This is a genomic window from Poseidonocella sp. HB161398, assembly GCF_005870025.1.
Taxonomy (GTDB): Bacteria; Pseudomonadota; Alphaproteobacteria; order Rhodobacterales; family Rhodobacteraceae; genus Mangrovicoccus.
Window position 1 is genome coordinate 173,735 of sequence record NZ_VATA01000001.1, and the last position, 16,931, is coordinate 190,665.

General features: G+C 71.9%; 11 protein-coding genes. 7 read left to right on the forward strand and 4 right to left on the reverse strand.

The features are described from left to right. Positions 1-1,681: 1,681 nt before the first annotated feature. The 5 genes from fdhA to FGX59_RS00775 all read left to right on the forward strand — a co-directional run bounded on the left by fdhA (position 1,682) and on the right by FGX59_RS00775 (position 7,376). Positions 1,682-2,866: a formaldehyde dehydrogenase, glutathione-independent gene (gene fdhA / locus FGX59_RS00750; protein ID WP_138464381.1), complete on the forward strand. Its 1,185-nt coding sequence runs from the start codon at positions 1,682-1,684 to the stop codon at positions 2,864-2,866. Positions 2,867-3,865: 999 nt separating this feature from the next. Next, entirely contained in the window at positions 3,866-4,888 is a 1,023-nt protein-coding gene (locus FGX59_RS00760; RefSeq protein ID WP_206078260.1) for a LysR family transcriptional regulator, read from the forward strand. Between the two features lie 243 nt (positions 4,889-5,131). Next, complete coding sequence (locus FGX59_RS00765; RefSeq protein ID WP_255471523.1) at positions 5,132-6,175, forward strand: FAD-dependent monooxygenase; 1,044 nt, start codon at positions 5,132-5,134, stop codon at positions 6,173-6,175. Positions 6,176-6,389: 214 nt separating this feature from the next. Further along, positions 6,390-6,584, forward strand: a complete 195-nt coding sequence (locus tag FGX59_RS00770) for a hypothetical protein (protein ID WP_138464383.1) — start codon at positions 6,390-6,392, stop codon at positions 6,582-6,584. Positions 6,585-6,677: 93 nt separating this feature from the next. Then, positions 6,678-7,376 (forward strand): hypothetical protein, encoded by a 699-nt coding sequence (locus FGX59_RS00775; protein WP_138464385.1) that lies wholly within the window; start codon positions 6,678-6,680, stop codon positions 7,374-7,376. Positions 7,377-7,395: 19 nt separating this feature from the next. Here the strand turns inward: FGX59_RS00775 and FGX59_RS00780 are convergent, their stop codons facing one another. Continuing rightward, positions 7,396-7,797 (reverse strand): helix-turn-helix domain-containing protein, encoded by a 402-nt coding sequence (locus FGX59_RS00780; RefSeq protein WP_138464387.1) that lies wholly within the window; start codon positions 7,795-7,797, stop codon positions 7,396-7,398. 100 nt (positions 7,798-7,897) lie between these two features. Between FGX59_RS00780 and FGX59_RS00785 the strand changes: the two genes are divergently transcribed. After that, positions 7,898-8,965 carry an SDR family oxidoreductase gene (locus tag FGX59_RS00785; protein WP_138464389.1) on the forward strand — a complete coding sequence of 356 codons (1,068 nt, stop codon included), beginning with the start codon at positions 7,898-7,900 and terminating at the stop codon, positions 8,963-8,965. 2,607 nt (positions 8,966-11,572) lie between these two features. On the opposite strand, the gene acs is transcribed toward FGX59_RS00785, so the two are convergent. Next, on the reverse strand, positions 11,573-13,525 hold the full coding sequence (gene acs, locus FGX59_RS00790; protein WP_138464390.1) for an acetate--CoA ligase: 1,953 nt from the start codon (positions 13,523-13,525) through the stop codon (positions 11,573-11,575). A 327-nt stretch (positions 13,526-13,852) separates the two neighbouring features. On the opposite strand from acs, the gene FGX59_RS00795 reads away from it, so the two are divergent. Continuing rightward, the gene (locus FGX59_RS00795; RefSeq protein WP_138464392.1) at positions 13,853-14,428 is read left to right on the forward strand and encodes an exopolysaccharide biosynthesis protein; all 576 of its coding nucleotides are present in this window, start codon (positions 13,853-13,855) and stop codon (positions 14,426-14,428) included. Positions 14,429-14,439: 11 nt separating this feature from the next. Here the strand turns inward: FGX59_RS00795 and FGX59_RS38515 are convergent, their stop codons facing one another. Both FGX59_RS38515 and FGX59_RS00805 read right to left on the reverse strand, forming a co-directional pair. Then, positions 14,440-15,189 carry a YbaY family lipoprotein gene (locus FGX59_RS38515; protein ID WP_138464393.1) on the reverse strand — a complete coding sequence of 250 codons (750 nt, stop codon included), beginning with the start codon at positions 15,187-15,189 and terminating at the stop codon, positions 14,440-14,442. 104 nt (positions 15,190-15,293) lie between these two features. After that, positions 15,294-16,139, reverse strand: coding sequence for a CPBP family intramembrane glutamic endopeptidase (locus FGX59_RS00805; RefSeq protein ID WP_171060449.1), 846 nt, complete (start codon positions 16,137-16,139; stop codon positions 15,294-15,296). Positions 16,140-16,931 lie beyond the last annotated feature (792 nt).

The following is a 16,931-nucleotide window of genomic DNA, read 5'->3' on the forward strand; positions in this document are numbered from 1 at the left end:
ATGTGATATAAAAGCGCCGTAGTCATTGGCGGCGGAACCCGCGATCCGGCTGAACCAGAGGGGCGCTGTGCCGTGCCGGGGTTCCCTTCTGGTCGCCTTTACGGGTCGCTATCCGTTTCCCGGCGAGGGTGACCCGGGCCACTTTGCGACGGATGAGTCTGTCGGTGATCTGCGCGGCAGATTGAAGGCATCTGACTTTGGCGGGCAGCGGGACTTGGTGCTTTGGCCGGAGCAATGCGGTTGCTTGGCCATGGACCGGCAGGAGCCGCTGCGCGGGACCGGGCGGCTTGACCCCGTCCGGGATCCGCTCTCGGGGGGTGAGTCTGGCGGTGATCTGCGCGGCAGATCGAAGGCATCTGACCTTGGCTGGCAGCGGGACTTGGCGGTTTGGCCGACACAAGGCGGCTGCTTGGCCATGGACCGGCAGGAACCGCTGCGCGGGACCGGGAGGCTTGACCCCGCCCGGTAGCTGCTCGCGGGGGTGGCGGTGGCGGGCTCCGATCCTCGGGCGGGCGGTGTCCGGCGCAATTCCGGGCTGCGCTGTGGCGCGGGGGCCGGGTTGGCGGGGCAGCGGGACGTGCGGCATGCTTGCGCAACACGCGCGCCGCGGCGGTCTCGGCGAACTTGGCGTCTGCGGGCCGGTGAGCTGCGGCAGCCCGTACGAGGCCGAGCCGATCCGGGGGAGCTGTCGACGGCGCCGACCGCAACGGCCAAGAGCTTCGTGAAGTCGCCGAAGGCCGAGGATGCGCAGGTGACGGAGGATGGCCCCTGCGGGGAGGTCGCCGCCGGCCTTTCCCGCGTCATCGGGGCCTGCAGGTGGCTCCGGGGCATCCCGGGCCCGCCCGGTCCGGTGGCCGTCCCGCCCGCGCCCTGGCCGGACCCGCCGCCTGATCTTGTCCGGCCGCAGGCCGTGCTCTGCTGCGGGGGCACCGGGGCGGGCGGCATGCGGATGGCCAGCCGGGTCGCGGACCGCTTGGCGGCAGACCGTGACGCCGCGCGCGGCCAGGCGGCCCGCCACGGCGCGCAAGATCAGCGCGGCGCGGCGACACGGCCGGGCGGCATGGACGATGGCACTGCCCGGGCAGCGGGAGCGCGTGATCCGGGACGGGTCTGCGAGGGCGGGCATCCTCGAAGGCTGCGGCCATGCCGCGCAGCGGGCGGTCCGGGAAAGCTGCCCGTCGGCGTCCGGGGGCGGTGCCGCGGATCCCGGAGCGCTGCCGGGACGGCAATCGCCGCTGGCAGGCGCCGGGCAGGGGCATCGCCCCGGCGCCTGCCGCGGCAGGCGCGCGCCGGGCGCCTCCTGTGCGGCACGCGCGCCCGCGGCCGCCGGGCCCGGGCGCTTCTCGGCGCCAACGCCCCGGGCCCGGCCGTTTCGGCGCGCCGGAGGCGTCCGGCGGCAGGGACGGGCATGTCCCGGCGGCGGTGCACGCGCCGGCGGATCGGGGCCAGCGCCGCGCCGGAGGCCGGAGCGCCGATCGACGGCCTCCGCCCCGGCATGCTGCGGAACCGGGCGGGGCAGGGCAGGGGCGGGGCCCGGGGCATGGGCGGGTCTCCGCCCGCGGGGCTCCGCTGTCGCAGCAGTTTTGGCCAGTGTCGCATTCCTGCAGGCCGGAGCGGCCGCGGGTTGCCACTCTGGCATGCGCCCGGCCGTGGCTGGGCGGAGCTCGAGGGAGGAACCATCATGAGCAGCAATATCGGCGTCGTCTATACCGGTCCGGGAACCGTCGAGGTCCAGAAGATCCCCGATCCCAAGCTCGAGGCGCCGGATGGCCGCCGGATCGAGCACGGCGTCATCCTCAAGGTCATCTCGACCAATATCTGCGGATCGGACCAGCACATGGTGCGCGGCCGCACCACGGCCGAGCCGGGGCTCGTGCTTGGCCATGAAATCACCGGCGAGGTGATCGAGAAGGGCTGCGATGTCGAGATGCTGGAGATCGGCGACCTCGTCTCGGTCCCGTTCAACGTCGCCTGCGGCCGCTGCCGCTGCTGCCGCGAGGGCGATACCGGGGTCTGCCTGACGGTGAACCCGTCGCGCGCGGGCGGCGCCTACGGCTATGTCGACATGGGCGGCTGGATCGGCGGGCAGGCCCGCTATGTCACCGTGCCCTACGCGGATTTCAACCTGCTGAAATTCCCCGACCGCGACCGCGCGATGGCGAAGATCCGCGACCTGACGATGCTGTCGGACATCCTGCCGACGGGGTTCCATGGCGCGGTGCAGGCCAAGGTCGGCGTCGGGTCGGTCGTCTACGTGGCGGGCGCGGGCCCGGTGGGGCTTGCCGCCGCCGCCTCGGCGCGCATCCTCGGCGCGGCCGTCGTGATGGTCGGCGACTTCAACAAGGAGCGCCTGGCGCATGTCGCCAGGGTTGGGTTCGAGCCGGTGGACCTCTCCGCCAGCGACCGGCTGGGGGACATGGTTGCCCAGATCACCGGCACGCCCGAGGTGGACGCGGCGATCGACGCGGTGGGCTTCGAGGCGCGCGGCCATTCCGGCGGCGAGCAGCCGGCCACCGTGCTGAACCAGATGATGGAGGTCACCCGCGTGGCCGGTTCGGTCGGCATTCCGGGGCTCTACGTGACCGAGGATCCCGGGGCGGCGGACGATGCGGCCAGGCACGGCAACCTGTCGATGCGCTTCGGCCTCGGCTGGTCGAAGGCGCAGTCCTTCCACACCGGGCAGACGCCGGTTCTGCAGTACAACCGCCAGCTGATGCAGGCGATCCTGCATGACCGGCTGCCGATCGGCGACATCGTCAACGCGACGATCATGCCGCTGGAAGAGGCCGTGAGCGGCTACAAGAGCTTCGACAGCGGCGTGGCGCGCAAGTTCGTGCTCGACCCGCATGGCAGCCTGGCGGCCTGAGCGACCTGGCCGGGACGGCGCCCGCTGTCCCGGCCTCCGCGTCCGCCTTCGGGGGCGTGCCTGGCGCCGTTCTCCAGCGCCCGGCCGGATCCCGGTTCGCGGTCCCGGCCGCTGGCGGCGCGTTCCGCACCGGCCGCGGCAGCCGCGCGGCCTCGGCGCGGTCTCGGCGAATGCGGTGTCTGCGGGCCGGTGAGCCCGTGCGCGGCCGCGCCGCTCCGGGGGAGCGGTCGACGGCGCTGACCGCAACGGCCGGCAGCTTCGCGAAGTGGCTGGAGGCGGCTCGGCCAGTCCGGGCGGCCCGGCAGGTCAGGGGCGCCATCGGAGGCATCCCGCCGGGCGTCAGGCGGCCCTGCCGGAACATGCGGCCGAAGCCGGAAGGATGGCCGGGTGCAGCCTGGGACCTGGCCCTGTTCGTTTCCGGCGGGAGATCAGCCGGCCGACGCAGCTGCCATTGGCGGTCCCGCCGGACAGGCGGGCGCGCTTTGCGGCGCGCATCGGGCCTCCCGGTCACAGCGAGGGGCTGGGCGCCCGAGATGATCTCGCCGTCAATCTCGATGCCCGGCACGCCGCGAATGCCTGCGGCCTGCGTGCCGCTTTGGGCATCGCCTGCAGGGAAGGCCGCGACGGCGCCGCGATGCCGGTCGGCCTGGCCTGGTCGCCGATGTCGCGTCCATGTTCGACATAGGCCCCGCAGAGCTTGGCCAGCGGCATCGGGCGCGGGGCCTGGAACGTGCTCGGCGTCCTCTCGATCCGGTCTTAGCCGAAGGTGATGCCGATGTCCCGCGGGGGTCTGGGCATCGAGCATGCGGCTCCAGCTGCCGAATTTCGCCGTCCGGCAGGGCTTCCTGTCGACGCCCTCGGCCGGCATCGCCGGGGCGAGCGCGCCAACGTGGCGGTGACGTCCCGGGGCAGGCATTTCCAATGCCGCGGCAGGATAGCGTTCGGCGATCCGGCACCAGGGGCCGGTGAAGCCGGAGGCGAGGGCAACGGAGACGGTCCTTGCCGGTCACCGTTCGAAGAGCAATCCCGCGCTTTGCACCGGATATGGCAATCAGGGCATTGCAGAGATGTTCATTGCGTCATGCGCAAAGGCGAGACATGGACCAGTTTTCCGCCCTCAAGGCATTTGTCGCGGTTGTCGAGCATGGCGGCTTCGCGCCGGCGGCCAGGCGGCTGGGCCTTGCGCCATCCTCGCTGACGCGGCAGCTGAATGCGCTGGAGGGCAGTCTCGGCACGCTGCTGATGAACCGCTCGACCCGCAGCGTGACGCTGACCGAGGCGGGCGCGCAGTACTACGAGGACGCCCGCCGCATCCTCGAGGATCTCGTCAATGCCGATCGCGCGGCCAGCGAGCTGTCCGGCCCGCCGAGCGGGCTGCTGAGGGTGACCATGCCGGTCGCCTTCGGTCGCCTGCATGTGGGCCCGGCGCTTCCCGGGTTCATGCGTCGGCATCCGGAGATACGGCTTGATCTGCACCTGAGCGACGCCCCGGCCAATCTGGCCGAGGACCGGCCGGACGCGGCGATCCGCCTGGGCGCCCTGGCTCCGTCGGCGCTGATCGCGCGCAAGCTGGCGCCCCATCGCCGCGTGATCTGCGCCAGTCCGGACTATCTGGGCGAACATGGCATCCCCGATGCGCCCGGGGCCCTGGCCGGCCATGACTGCCTGCTCTTCGACGACCAGAGCGCGGTTTCGACCTGGACGCTGGCCTGTGCGGGCAGGCGGGAAAAGGTGAGGGTGACGGGCAGCCTGCGGGCCGACAATTCCGAGTTGCTGCGCGAGGCAGCCCTCGGCGGCGCCGGGCTTCTGATGATGCCGACCTGGCTTGTCGGGGGAGACATCGCGGCTGGCAGGCTGGTGCCGGTCCTGGCGGACTGGACCGTGTCGGCCGGTGACGAAGAAGGGGCCGTCTGGGCCGTCTACCTGACGAACCGCCGCGGATCGCGCAAAGTCGCCTGCTTCCTCGATTTCCTCGCCGGCCATTTCGGCGCGCCGCCCTATTGGGACAGGCCGGCGCCCTGAGCGGCGGGGCGATCATTGCGCGCAGCGCAAAGTACATCTCGGACATGAGGTGATTATCGCCATCCGTGCATTGGAGCATTCTGGCCTCGGCACCCAAGGAGGTTCGCATGCAGACCAACACCTCGCCCGCCCCGGCCAGTCGCGGCAAGGCCCTTGTCATCGGCGGCTCGCTCGGCGGCCTTTTCGCCGGCGTCATGTTGCGCAGCATCGGCTGGCAGGCCGGCATCTTCGAACGCTCGCAGCATGATCTCGACAGTCGCGGCGGCGGCATCGTGCTGCAGCCGGACGTCGTCGAGGTCTTCCGCCGCATCGGCGCCCCGCTCGACCCCCGGCCACATGGGGGTGCGGTCCGAAGCCCGGACCGTGTTCCGCCCCGATGGCAGCATCCGGTCGCGGCAGCGCGCGCCGCAGATCCAGACGTCGTGGCCGCTGATCTACTCGACGCTGAAGGCGAGCTTCGGCGATGCGCAGTACCACCGCGGCAAGCGCCTGGTCCGGGTCGCGCAGGACGCCGCCGGCGTCACCGCCTTCTTCGAGGATGGCAGCCGGGAAACCGGCGACCTCCTGATCGGGGCCGATGGCGGGAATTCGACCGTCCGCTCGCTGCTCTGGCCGGATCTGCAGCCAGGCTACGCGGGCTATCTCGCCTGGCGCGGGCTGGTCCCGGAAAATGCCATGCCCCCCGCCGCGCGCGCCGCCCTGCATGGCGATTTCGGGTTCGCCAGCAACACGGGCTCGCATATCCTGGGGTATCTCGTGCCCGGGGACGGCAACGACATCCGCCCCGGGCACAGGCTCTACAACTGGGTCTGGTACCGCGTGGCCGATGCGCGGCAGCTGCAGGACATCATGACGGACCGGGACGGCGTGGCGCGCGGCTACTCGGTGCCCGAGGGCAAGCTTGCGGATCGCTGGGCCGGGCATCTGCACGGGGATGCCGCCCGGCTCCTGCCGCTGCCATTCCGCCAGATCGTCGCGGCGACGCAGAGGCCCTTCGCCCAGGCGATCCGCGATCTGGCAGCCAGCCAGATGGTCAAGGGGCGCGTCCTTCTGCTGGGCGACGCCGCCGCGATTCCCCGCCCGCACACCGCCGCCAGCACGTCGAAGGCCGCGGCGAATGCCCTGGACCTTGCCGACCAGCTGGCGGCCGCGCCCGGCGACATCGCCGGGGCGCTGGCCCGCTGGGAGATCCCCCAGGTCGCCTATGGCAAGCAGCTCGAGCGGCAGGGAAGGGAGGCCGGAGACCACCTCCTGTTCCATGCCCGGCCGGCCTCGGCGACCGGCTGACAGGGCGCGGCGGCATCGCCGGGGACAGGACCATCTTCGCCGATGCTCGGGACGCCTCCCGCATCATCTGCTGGGAGCGGGGCGACAAGGCGGCCCGGCTGCTCGCCTTCCTGCATGGTCGGCCGCTCAGTGCCGGGGCCCGGGGCGGGCAGCGCGCGCTCCTGCGATCGCCGATGACCGGCGGGGCCGCGGCCGGTCCGCCTCCGGCGGCGGCATGACGACCCGGGCCGACGATCTGGCCGTCCCCATGGACGCGCTGGACGTCCGGACCGACGTCCTGGCCGGGCGCTCGACCGGCGGCGGCGACGTGGCCCGCTCTGCCGGCCGCCATGGAACTGCCCGCGTGGCGAAGGCGGTTCCCGCCGCCGCAGGCGCCGCCGGTCATGGTCTCGAGCGGCGAATGGCCTGACGGCGGCGGTCTTCGACGGCATCCGGCGGGCCGCCTGGCGCAGCCTCGCGATCCCCTTCTTCGGCGGCGACGGCGCGGCGGCGGATGCGGGGCATGCAGGGCGGCATTCTGGCCGAATGCGCGTCGGGCCGCGAGCTTTTCGAAGCGGGTTGCACCGACGACCTGCGCAAGACCGACGTCCCGGCGCCCGCCAACCCTGACGACGATGGCCGGGCCGTGCCGACCGGGCATGGGACGTGCGACGCGATCCTGAAGGGCGGGGCCGGGCCCGTCGCCCGCCGGGCGTCCGGTGCGGGGGCTGCCGTTGCGCGGGCCGTCATCCCCCTGCCGCCGCATCTGTCCGGCGGTCTCGGTCAGCGCGATGGCTCGCCGCGCGACCTGCCATCGCCGGTTCAGGCAGGCCATGACGATGGCTCTGATCGAGTTCGCGAAGGCGATGCGCCCCGGCACTGCCGCCATGAAGATCGCCGGGGGCATGGCCGCCCGGTTCGGCCGCACGGGCAGTCGCCGGGAAAATGGACCGCGGCAGAGCATCCGGTGCGCATCGCCCGAGGCAGCTTCCACGGGCCGAAGCAGGCCTGCCCCGCGCCTGCCGCAAAAGGGCGCGCGCCGGAAGCGGCCGCTTGCCCGGGGGCAGATCCCGCCTCCCCGACAGGGTGCTGGAAAAGTCCGCTTGGCCACGGAGCCTGGGCGCAAAGCCTGGAAGATGGTCCTGACGGCGGCTGGGATTTCCGGATTCAGGGAGAAGCCTTGGCCAAATCCGGAAGAATTTCCTCCATGACGGCGCCCTGAAGATCGCTTCAGCAGCCTGCTAAAGTCCGGACCCGTTCCCGGAGGCCCGGCGGGATGTCGCGCGGGCCTGCATCTCGTCGAGCGCATCCGCGTTCTGCCGTCCCCAGTCATAGACCAGGTCGACCAGATCCACGAACCTGCGCCCGAGCGGGGTGAGGCTGTAGCGCACCGCCGGGGGCACCGCGCTTTCCACATGGCGGTCGATCAGGCCGCTGCGCTCCATCTCGCGCAGGGTCTGCACCATCATCTTCTTCGAGATCCCCGGCAGGCTGCGCTGCAGGACGCCGGTGCGCGCCTGGCCGCCGTGACGGGCGTGCAGCGTGTGCAGGATCATGCTGGTCCATTTCGCGGAGAAGATCTCCAGCACCCTGCGCGGGGCGCAATCCTCGCGCCATTCCCTCTCGTCGCTGCCCGGCTGCACTGGTTACCTCCTGGTGCCTATGTCCCGATTTGGTGCCGTCTAGCGGCCTGCCCCGCCGATGTCTAGGTAGGCGCCTGCAACGGCAAAAGGAGGGCATGGCATGTCCAGACGCGCATTGGTCGCCGGGGTGACCGGCATTCAGGGCAGCGCCCTGGCACGGGACCTGGTTTCGCAGGGATGGGAGGTCTTCGGCCTCGCGCGCAGGCCCGCTGGCCAGGCGGGCGTGGCACCGGTCGCCGCCGATCTGCTGGATGCGGCGGGGCTTGCCGCATCGCTCGGCGGCATCCGTCCGACCCATGTCTTCCTGGCCACCTGGCTGCGGATGCCGAGCGAAGCCGGGAACATCCGCGTCAACGCGGCGATGGTGCGCAATCTCTTCGATGCCCTGCGCCCGGACGGATCGGTTGAGCATGCGGCGCTGGTGACCGGTCTCAAGCACTATCTCGGCCCGTTCGAGGCCTATGGCAGGGGCGCCCTGCCGAAGACGCCCTTCCGCGAGGACCAGGGCCGTCTCGACGTGGAGAATTTCTACTACGCCCAGGAAGACGCGCTCTTCGCCGCGGCCGGGCGCGACGGGTTCAGCTGGAGCATCCACCGCCCGCACACGGTCATCGGCAAGGCCGTGGGCAATGCGATGAACATGGGGCAGACCCTGGCGGTCTACGCCACGATCTGCCGCGAAACGGGGCGCCCCTTCCGCTTCCCCGGCTCGCAGGTGCAGTGGGACTCGCTGACCGACATGACGGACACCCGGCAGCTTGCCGCGCAGGCGATCTGGGCGTCCACCAGTCCCCGGGCGCGCAACGAGGATTTCAACGTGGTCAACGGGGATGTCTTCCGCTGGAGCTGGATGTGGCACCGGATCGCGGAATGGTTCGGCATCGCGGCGGAGGATTTCGACGGCATCCCGCGCCCTCTGGAAGAGCAGATGGCCGGCGATGCGGAGATCTGGGCGGAGATCGCCGGGCGCCATGGGCTTGCCGAACGCGACCTGTCCCGCCTCGCCACGCCATGGCACACCGATGCCGATCTCGGCCGCCCGATCGAAGTGGTGACCGACATGTCCAAGAGCCGCAAGCGGGGCTTCACCGGCTACGTGGCCACGGATGACGCGTTCTTCGAGCTGTTCGAAGAGCTGCGCGCCGACAGGATCATTCCCGGCGTATGAAGGCAGGCCCCCGTGGCCTGGCCGTCCCGCCGCCTGCGGCAAGGCCAGGGGGGTGGCCGGTCTACCGGCCCTGTCGGCGGGGGCAAGCGCCGGCCGTGCGGGAACGGCGCCATGCTGCGCCAGCGCGCCGCCCCCCGGACAGGCGCCAAGCGATGAACAAGCGGATCGCCCCGGCAGTGCCTGGATGACCGCTGGCCCTTGCGTCATGCGGGCGAAGTGGCGCAAGCGGGCCGAGGACCGCAGGTCCGCTACCCCGGGCACAATCATCCCGGGGCCAGGGCGACCGGGATCCCGGGGGCCGTGACGCGGTTGAGTGCCGTCGCGCGGATCCGCAGCTGCGCCAGCTGGCCGCCGGAGCCGCGGGACGCCAGCCGCAGGCCGGGGCAGCTTCGCGCCGGTCTTTCCCGCGCCGGGGAAGACGTTTCCGGACCTCTTCGCGGTCCGGCGCGTATCCCGCCCCTGCCGCGTCGGCGCTTCCCCGCTCCGGTTCCGCCGCTGCGCCCGGCCAGGGGGCTCCGATGCCCGCGGGATCGCGTTGCGCGCCTGGGCCCCGGCCGGATGTCACGGCCTTGCGGTCCGTCCTGGCGGGCGCGCGGGCATGACGGCCGCCGGTCCGAAGGCATGTCCGAACGCCGCCGCGCCGCGTGCGGCAATGGCATCACTGCAGGCGCGGGTGCCATGGACGCCGCCGGTCATCGCCCTGGCGATCGCCCCGCCCGCCGGGAACCGGCCCAGCAGGTCCGGTGGAATCCCTCGCCAGTTCGACCGGAACGTTCGCGCGCTCCCCCTGGCGGAGCGGCAGCCCGAGGAGGGCCTTGTTGGCCGGGCCAGCCCGGATGGCGTTCGCCGGGGAATTGGTCCCCGCTTCAGGTCCTGATCCTCCTGACCGCTATGCGCCTGCCGACGGGCGGTGTCCGCAAGGTGCCGCTTCCCGTGCATCGAGGGATCGGGCCATGCGGCCAGCGCCCCTCTCTTCCGCGGCGCCTGACTATGCGCGCGCCAGTTGGCGGCCTTGCAGGCTGGCTTCGGCGGTCTGCTCAGGCCGTCCGGCGACTGCATCGGAGCCACGGAACGGATCACGGCCCCCCTTTGCGCGGCAAGGCCATGTCCCGTCCGGGATGGTGCGCCGCCTGGCCGTTCGGGCTCGGGCCCGCATGGCGGAAACCGGGCGCAACCGAAAAGCCCGCGATCCGAGGGCCGGGGATTTGCACGCACTCCCGTCCGGACATGCGCGCGCCGATGCGGGTGCCTGCTTCCGGTGACTGCCGCGCAGCGGTCCGGCCCGTCGGGGCCCCGGCGGTCATCGTGCAAAGTCATTCATCCCGGGCGACCGCTTGTCCCGGCGCGGCGTCGGCTCGCGGCGGCAGCCGTGCCCGGCCTGCCGGAAAACCCGGAGCGCCGCGCGCTGCCGCCGGGCCCGACGCGGTTCGGACCATTGCGGGAAGCTGCGTGCGGCGGGGGCCTCCCTTCGTCTGCCGCCACCGTCGGGCGGAGGCAGCGGCCAGGGGCGTCTGCCGGATCGTCGCTTCGGAGGCGGCGGAGCTTTTTCTCCGCAGGCCGGTCAAGGTGCCCGAGGATGCCGTCGATCCCGGGATCTCGGGGGCGGCATCCGGCTGGCCGGATCTGTTGCGGGCAACCGGATGCCGGCCCTCGCCTCCAAGGAGCGGAAACCGGATTGGCCAGCTCGGCCCGAGCGGCGTCAGCTGGCGCGGACCGGACGCTTTTCGCGGGCGGTCCCCGGGGCAGCTCCGGGCCGATGCTGTTGAAGAACTCGCAATTCTGCCCGCGGCCCTTCAACTCGAGGGAAGACGTTCCGCGATTGGGCGCAAATGCTTCGGTATCCGACTTCTTCAGCCAAGCTTGGGAACAAGGTTCCAACTTCGGGTCCCCTCTCGACCGCACTTGGCGTTTTCCAACAGTATCGGCTGGACGCAGGGAGCCGCTCCGGGGCGGATGCCCCGGGCGCCATGTCCGCGTCCCGCACCGTCCGGCCTGTTCGCGGCGGGCCTGGAACGTCGATGACCTGCGCTCTTCCGGAATGGGAGGCTTCTGCCGGGGCAGGCCGGGTCGCCTCCGTTCGCCTGCCGGTCCGCCGCGGCTGGCTGCGGCCGCAGGTCCGCGTCTGCTCGGGGGGGCGCACCGGCGCCTTGGGCATGGCGCCGTCCTGTCCGGCCGCGACGGGCGCGGGGGTTCTGCGTGTGCAGCCGCCGCGTCCGCGTTCCTGGCGGCGCGCCCGGCCGTGCGATCGGCCCGAGGGGCGGAGGCCACGGAGCGGGCGGAGAGGCCTTGGCGCGCCGGCCGGATGGCGACCTTGCGGAACGCCATTTGCCGGCAGGCGCTGCGCGGTCCCGCCCGATGCCGCCGCGGCCACCCGGGTCGCGGGAGGCCGCGCCAAGACGGGAGGTCCGCAACCTCCGGGACGCGGCGGTGACACGCCGATGCGGCATGACCGGTGGCGCTCCGCAGGCAGGTGCAGCCTCTGATCCGGGACAGGTCGCGCAGGTCCGCATGGCGTCGGGCGACCGCCGCCGCGCGCCTCCGGCAGCCTGGCAGGGCCCCCGGCGCAGGGCGCGGGGGCCGCCCGATGCCATGCCGCGCCTCCGGCGGTCAGTCGCGGTGCATCCGGTTCTCGATCAGGTCCTCCACCACCGAAGGATCGGCCAGGGTCGAGGTGTCGCCAAGCGCGCCGTAGTCGTTCTCCGCGATCTTGCGCAGGATCCGCCGCATGATCTTTCCCGACCGGGTCTTGGGAAGGCCGGGCGCCCACTGGATCAGGTCGGGTTTCGCGATCGGGCCGATCTCGTTGCGGACCCAGGCCTCCAGTTCCCTGCGGAGGGCCTCCGAGGGCGCCTGGCCGTTCATCAGGGTGACATAGGCATAGATGCCCTGGCCCTTCACGCTGTGGGGGTAGCCGACCACGGCGGCCTCGGCGACCTTGGCATGGGCGACGAGCGCCGACTCGACCTCGGCCGTGCCCATGCGGTGGCCCGAGACGTTGAGGACGTCATCGACGCGCCCGGTGATCCAGTAGTAGCCGTCCGCGTCGCGGCGGCAGCCGTCGCCGGTGAAGTAGACCCCCTTGTAGTCCGAGAAATAGGTCTTCTCGAACCGCTCGTGATCGCCCCAGACGGTGCGCATCTGCCCGGGCCAGCTGTCGGCGATGGCCAGGACGCCCTCGCACCGGGTCTCGGCGATGACCGTGCCGTCGGCGGGATCCAGCACGACGGGCTGCACGCCGAAGAAGGGCGTGGTGGCCGATCCGGGCTTCGTGGCCGTCGCGCCGGGCAGCGGGGTGATCATGTGGCCGCCGGTCTCCGTCTGCCACCAGGTGTCGACGATGGGCAGCCGGCCCTTGCCGATCTTGTCGTGGTACCAGTCCCAGGCCGCGGGGTTGATCGGCTCGCCGACGGTGCCCAGCACCTTCAGCGCCGAGAGGTCGATGCCCTCGACGAAGGCATCGCCCTGTCCCATCAGGGCGCGGATGGCCGTGGGGGCGGTGTAGAACTGGGTCACGCCGTGCTTTTCGCAGATCTGCCAGAACCGGCTCGCGTCGGGCCAGGTGGGCACGCCTTCGAACATCAGCGTGGTGCCGCCATTGGCCAGGGGACCGTAGACGATGTAGCTGTGGCCGGTGACCCAGCCGACATCGGCCGAACACCAGAAGATGTCGCCCTCGTGGCAATCGAAGGTCAGCTGCTGGGTCATGGCGGCAAAGAGCAGGTACCCGCCCGAGCTGTGGACCACGCCCTTGGGCTTGCCGGTGGAGCCGGAGGTGTAGAGGATGAACAGCGGATCCTCGGCATTCATCGGGCGGATGGGGCAGTCGGGGGCGACCTGCGCCATCATCGCCGTCACGTCGACGTCGCGATCCTCGATCCAGCTGGTCTGGTCGCCGGTATGCTTCACCACCAGGCAGCGGACCTTGTCCGAACAGTGCAGCAGCGCGGCGTCGGCATTGGATTTCAGCGGCGTGCGGCGTCCGCCGCGCGGCGCGGTGTCGGCGGTGACCACGACCTTGGCCTGGCAGTCGTTGATCCGGTTGGCCAGCGCATCGGGGGAGAATCCGGCGAAGACCACGGAATGGATCGCCCCGATCCGCGCGCAGGCCAGCATGGCGATTGCCGCCTCGGGGATCATCGGCATGTAGATCACCACGCGGTCGCCGCGCATCACCCCCTGGGCCAAGAGCACATTGGCCATCCGGCAGACCCGTTCGTGCAGCTCGCTGTAGGAGATGTGCCGGACCGGGTCCCCGGGGTCGTCGGGCTCGAAGATGATCGCGGTCTGGCTGCCGCGGGCGGGCAGGTGCCGGTCGATGCAGTTCTGGGCGACGTTGAGCACGCCATCCTCGAACCACTTGATCTTCACCTGGCCGAGGGTGAAATCGGTGTCCTTCACCTTGGTGAAGGGCTCGATCCAGTCCAGCCTCTTGCGCGCTTCCTCTGCCCAGAAGGCCTCGGGCGCCTCGACCGAGGCCTTGTACATCGCGGCATAGCCCGTCGCATCGACATGGGCATTGGCCGCGAAATCTTCCGCTGGCGGGTAGATCCTCTCGCTCATCACGTGTTCCTCCTCCCGTGATCGCAGTGGTCCGAGCCTAGGTCTTCCGCCAGGGAGGTGGCAAGCAGGCCGCTTTTCGCCGACCGGCGGCGTTCCCGGCGGCCGGCCGCTCCGGGCACCGCGCCATTTCGGAGGGCAGGACTGGGACCGTCCCCGGGCGGCGCCGCCTGCAGCGCGACCGGCCGGACGTGGTCCAGGAGGCAGCGGAAGAGCAGAGCGCCGGCGGCCCGGCCCGGCCCGCGGAGATGAAGTTTCCATGACGATCCGCGGAGCGGCGGAACACTGGCCGGGACCTGCGCGCTGTCTACCCGCAACAGGAGAGCGCACATGTCCCACCACCCGATCGACGGCATCATGAAGGACCTGTCCGAGCTCGCGCAGGACCGCGAGACGGTGGAGCTGGGCGCGCTCGTCGGCACGCTGGAGGCCCGCGGCTTCGGTCCGCTGCTGATGGTGCTGGCGGCGCTGATGCTGCTGCCCGTGGGCATGCTTCCGGGCTTTCCGGCCGTGATCGGCCTGCTCTTCATTCTGTGCGGCGCGCAGATGGTCCGCGGTGCGAAGGGGCTCTGGCTGCCCGAGCGGCTGAAACGGATCGAGGCGCCCGCGGACACGCTGCGCAAGAGCCTCGACAAGGCCTGGCCCGCGGTGCGGCGGCTGCGCAAGCTGATCGGCGGGCGGATGCACTGGGCGGTCTCGGGCGGGGCGGCGCGGGTCATCGCAGGGCTGCTGATCGTGATCGGCGCGGCGATGGCGGGGCTCGGCTTCCTGCCCGGGCTGCCGTTCCTGCTGGCCCTGCCGGTGCTGCTCTTCGGCCTCGGCCTGACCGCCGGAGACGGGCTGGTCGTGATCCTCGGCGTCCTGCTGCTGGTCCCGGCGATCTGGACCGGGACGGCCGCGCTCTGAGCCCCGGCGGGTCAGTCCCGCGAGAACACCGCCACCGTCCGGCCGGTTCCGTCGAGAAGCAGGAGCTTGCGCCGCGCCGGATCCGCCTTCCAGGAGCGGGTCTCGGCGAGGGCGGCCAGGAATTTCGCCTCCTGGTCCATGACGGCGGGCGGGCAGAGCTTCCGCGTCGTCGCCAGCGGCCCGAAGGCCAGATCCGTCCCCGACAGCTCTGCCCTGCCGGATACGGCATTGCAGCCGCCCGATCCCGAGACCGCGCCGTCCGCCCCGAGCTCCAGGACCGTCCGCACCCGGTCGAGCACCCCGCCGCCGCCGATATCCTCCGCCAGCCAGCGCCCGGCCGGGGTCTCCGGCGGGAGCACGGCGCGCTCCAGCACGATCTCGGTGCTGTTCTCGCCGCGGGTGAGGACGCCGTAATGCTGCACCGTCCGGAACAGCACCTCGTCGCCCCGCAGGATGCGCGCGCGCAGGGCATAGCTGTGGCGCGCGTCGATCTCGCTGCTGTCGTAAACCAGCGAAAAGGCGACCGGCACCTGCGTCTCCGGCACGAAGCCGGTCTCGGCGATGGTCAGCGCGGGCGCGTCGGCGCGCGAGACATCGAGCAGCTCGACTTCGACCCGCGCATCCGGCGGCAGCGCGATGCGCTCGCGGTAGGTGACCGTGCCGGTCAGGGTCCTGTCCTCTGCCATGGGCTGCACCGTCGTTAGGAGAAGCAGCGCGACGCCCGCAGAGACGGGACGCAAGGGGAAACGAAATTCGGTCATGCGGGGCTCCGCGGTTCAGGCTGCGCCATTGGGGACAGGGTGCAGGCTCCGGCGCGCGGAGGCAAATGCTGTTTTCCGTGACGTCCCGGCAGATCCGCTGGCGTTCACGGGGCCGCCGCCGGATAGGTGAAGAGCAGCAGATGCGCGAGGTTGAAGCCGAAATGGAAGAGGACGGCACAGCCGAGCCCGCCGCCGAACTGGAAGGCCGCCCCGTAGGCCAGGCCCGCCAGCCCCGCGAAGAGCGCGAGCAGGGGGCCGCCGCCGGCATGCGCGAGCCCGAAGAGCGCGGCCGAGACGGCCAGCGCGGGCCAGGGGCCGAGCCGTCCGGACAGGCCGCGCTGGAGATAGCCGCGGAAGAACGCCTCCTCCGGCAGGCAGGTCAGGAGCAGGTTGCCGGCGAGGAAGACCGGCAGCCAGTCCGGCAGCGAAAGTTCCCAGCGGATCATGCCGGCGGCGAGGGCGAGGGCAAACAGGGCGGCCAGCAGGATGGCGGCCGCCCCGGTCCGCAGGGCGTCGCGCTGCTGCGGGCGGTCCAGGAGGCCGGGCAGAGCGAAGAGCAGCAGGAAGAAGGCGAGCGGCTTGCCCGTTCCGAGGCTGTAGCTGAAGGGAACGCTCTGCGGCCCGGTCAGGACATCCGCCGCGACGGGCAGCCTGCCGAGCCCGGGGACGAGCCCGAGGCTGAAGGCGAGGCAGGCGATAATCAGCGCGGCATGTCCCGCCGGGCGCAGCCGCGCCGGGATGGCGGCAAAGCGGGACGCCGCCGCCAGGCAGGTCGCGAAGAGCAGCAGGGCCGTCCCGCCCAGCACCCCGGACCACCAGCCGGAGGCCATTGCCGCGGCCAGCAGCGGCATCGCCGCCGCGCGCCGTCCCGTCCAGCCAACGGCCAGGGCCGCCGCGAGGAGCATCCAGACGGATATGTCCGGCCAGAGTCCGGTCAGTGTGCTCGACATCCGCCTCCGTCTCCTCCGCAAGGCCCTGCGCTGCGGCCGCATCGCGGCACAGGCCATCGGGCCGGGACCGCCGTTTCATGCCATCCGCGCCCCGGGCCCGCCGCAATTGCATACGCGTCTGCGGCAGGACCGGAAACCGCGCTGCCGCAAGGCCGGTCAGGGCCCGGAAGCTGCCTAGCATGATTTTCAATGCATTCCAGCCGGGCCAGGGCCTGTCCGGCAAGCGGCGTTGAGGCGCAACTTGGTCTCCGGGAGCTTGGCAAGCCACGGGAGCTCGTTGCGCTTGTCGCCGATCGCACGACGCGGGCGTCCCTTTCCCCGCTTGCGTCACGCGAGGACGGCGCGCGGCCCGTCCGAGGACCGGCGAGGGGGTCATCGGGCCTTGTTGCGCAAAGGCTCCGGGATTCACCTCGCGCTCCAGTGTCGTAGCCGGACGGCTAGAGCAGGCTGCCGGAGACGGCCTGCAGCACCGCCAACTGGCGCGCATGCAATCCGGCGATGAGGCCGCGCGGGCCTCTGGCGGTCTGGTTCGATCCCTCGATCCAGCGGAACGCGGTGCCCGCCGGGCGGCATGGCTGCCGGCAAGCCGGTAGCGACGCGCCGATGCAGGCCCGCCTTGCCCTCAAGCTTCGCCTCGCCCTGCCGCTGCGCCAGGGGGGAGCGCGGCTGGTCCGTGCCGGACGCCCGCACCCTGTCCCGCCGGCAGAGCGAGACGGGATCCCGGCGCCAGCGGCGCCGCGAAATCCCGCCGGACAAAGGGCGTGACCATCTCGAACCGCGGCCTGACGGGGC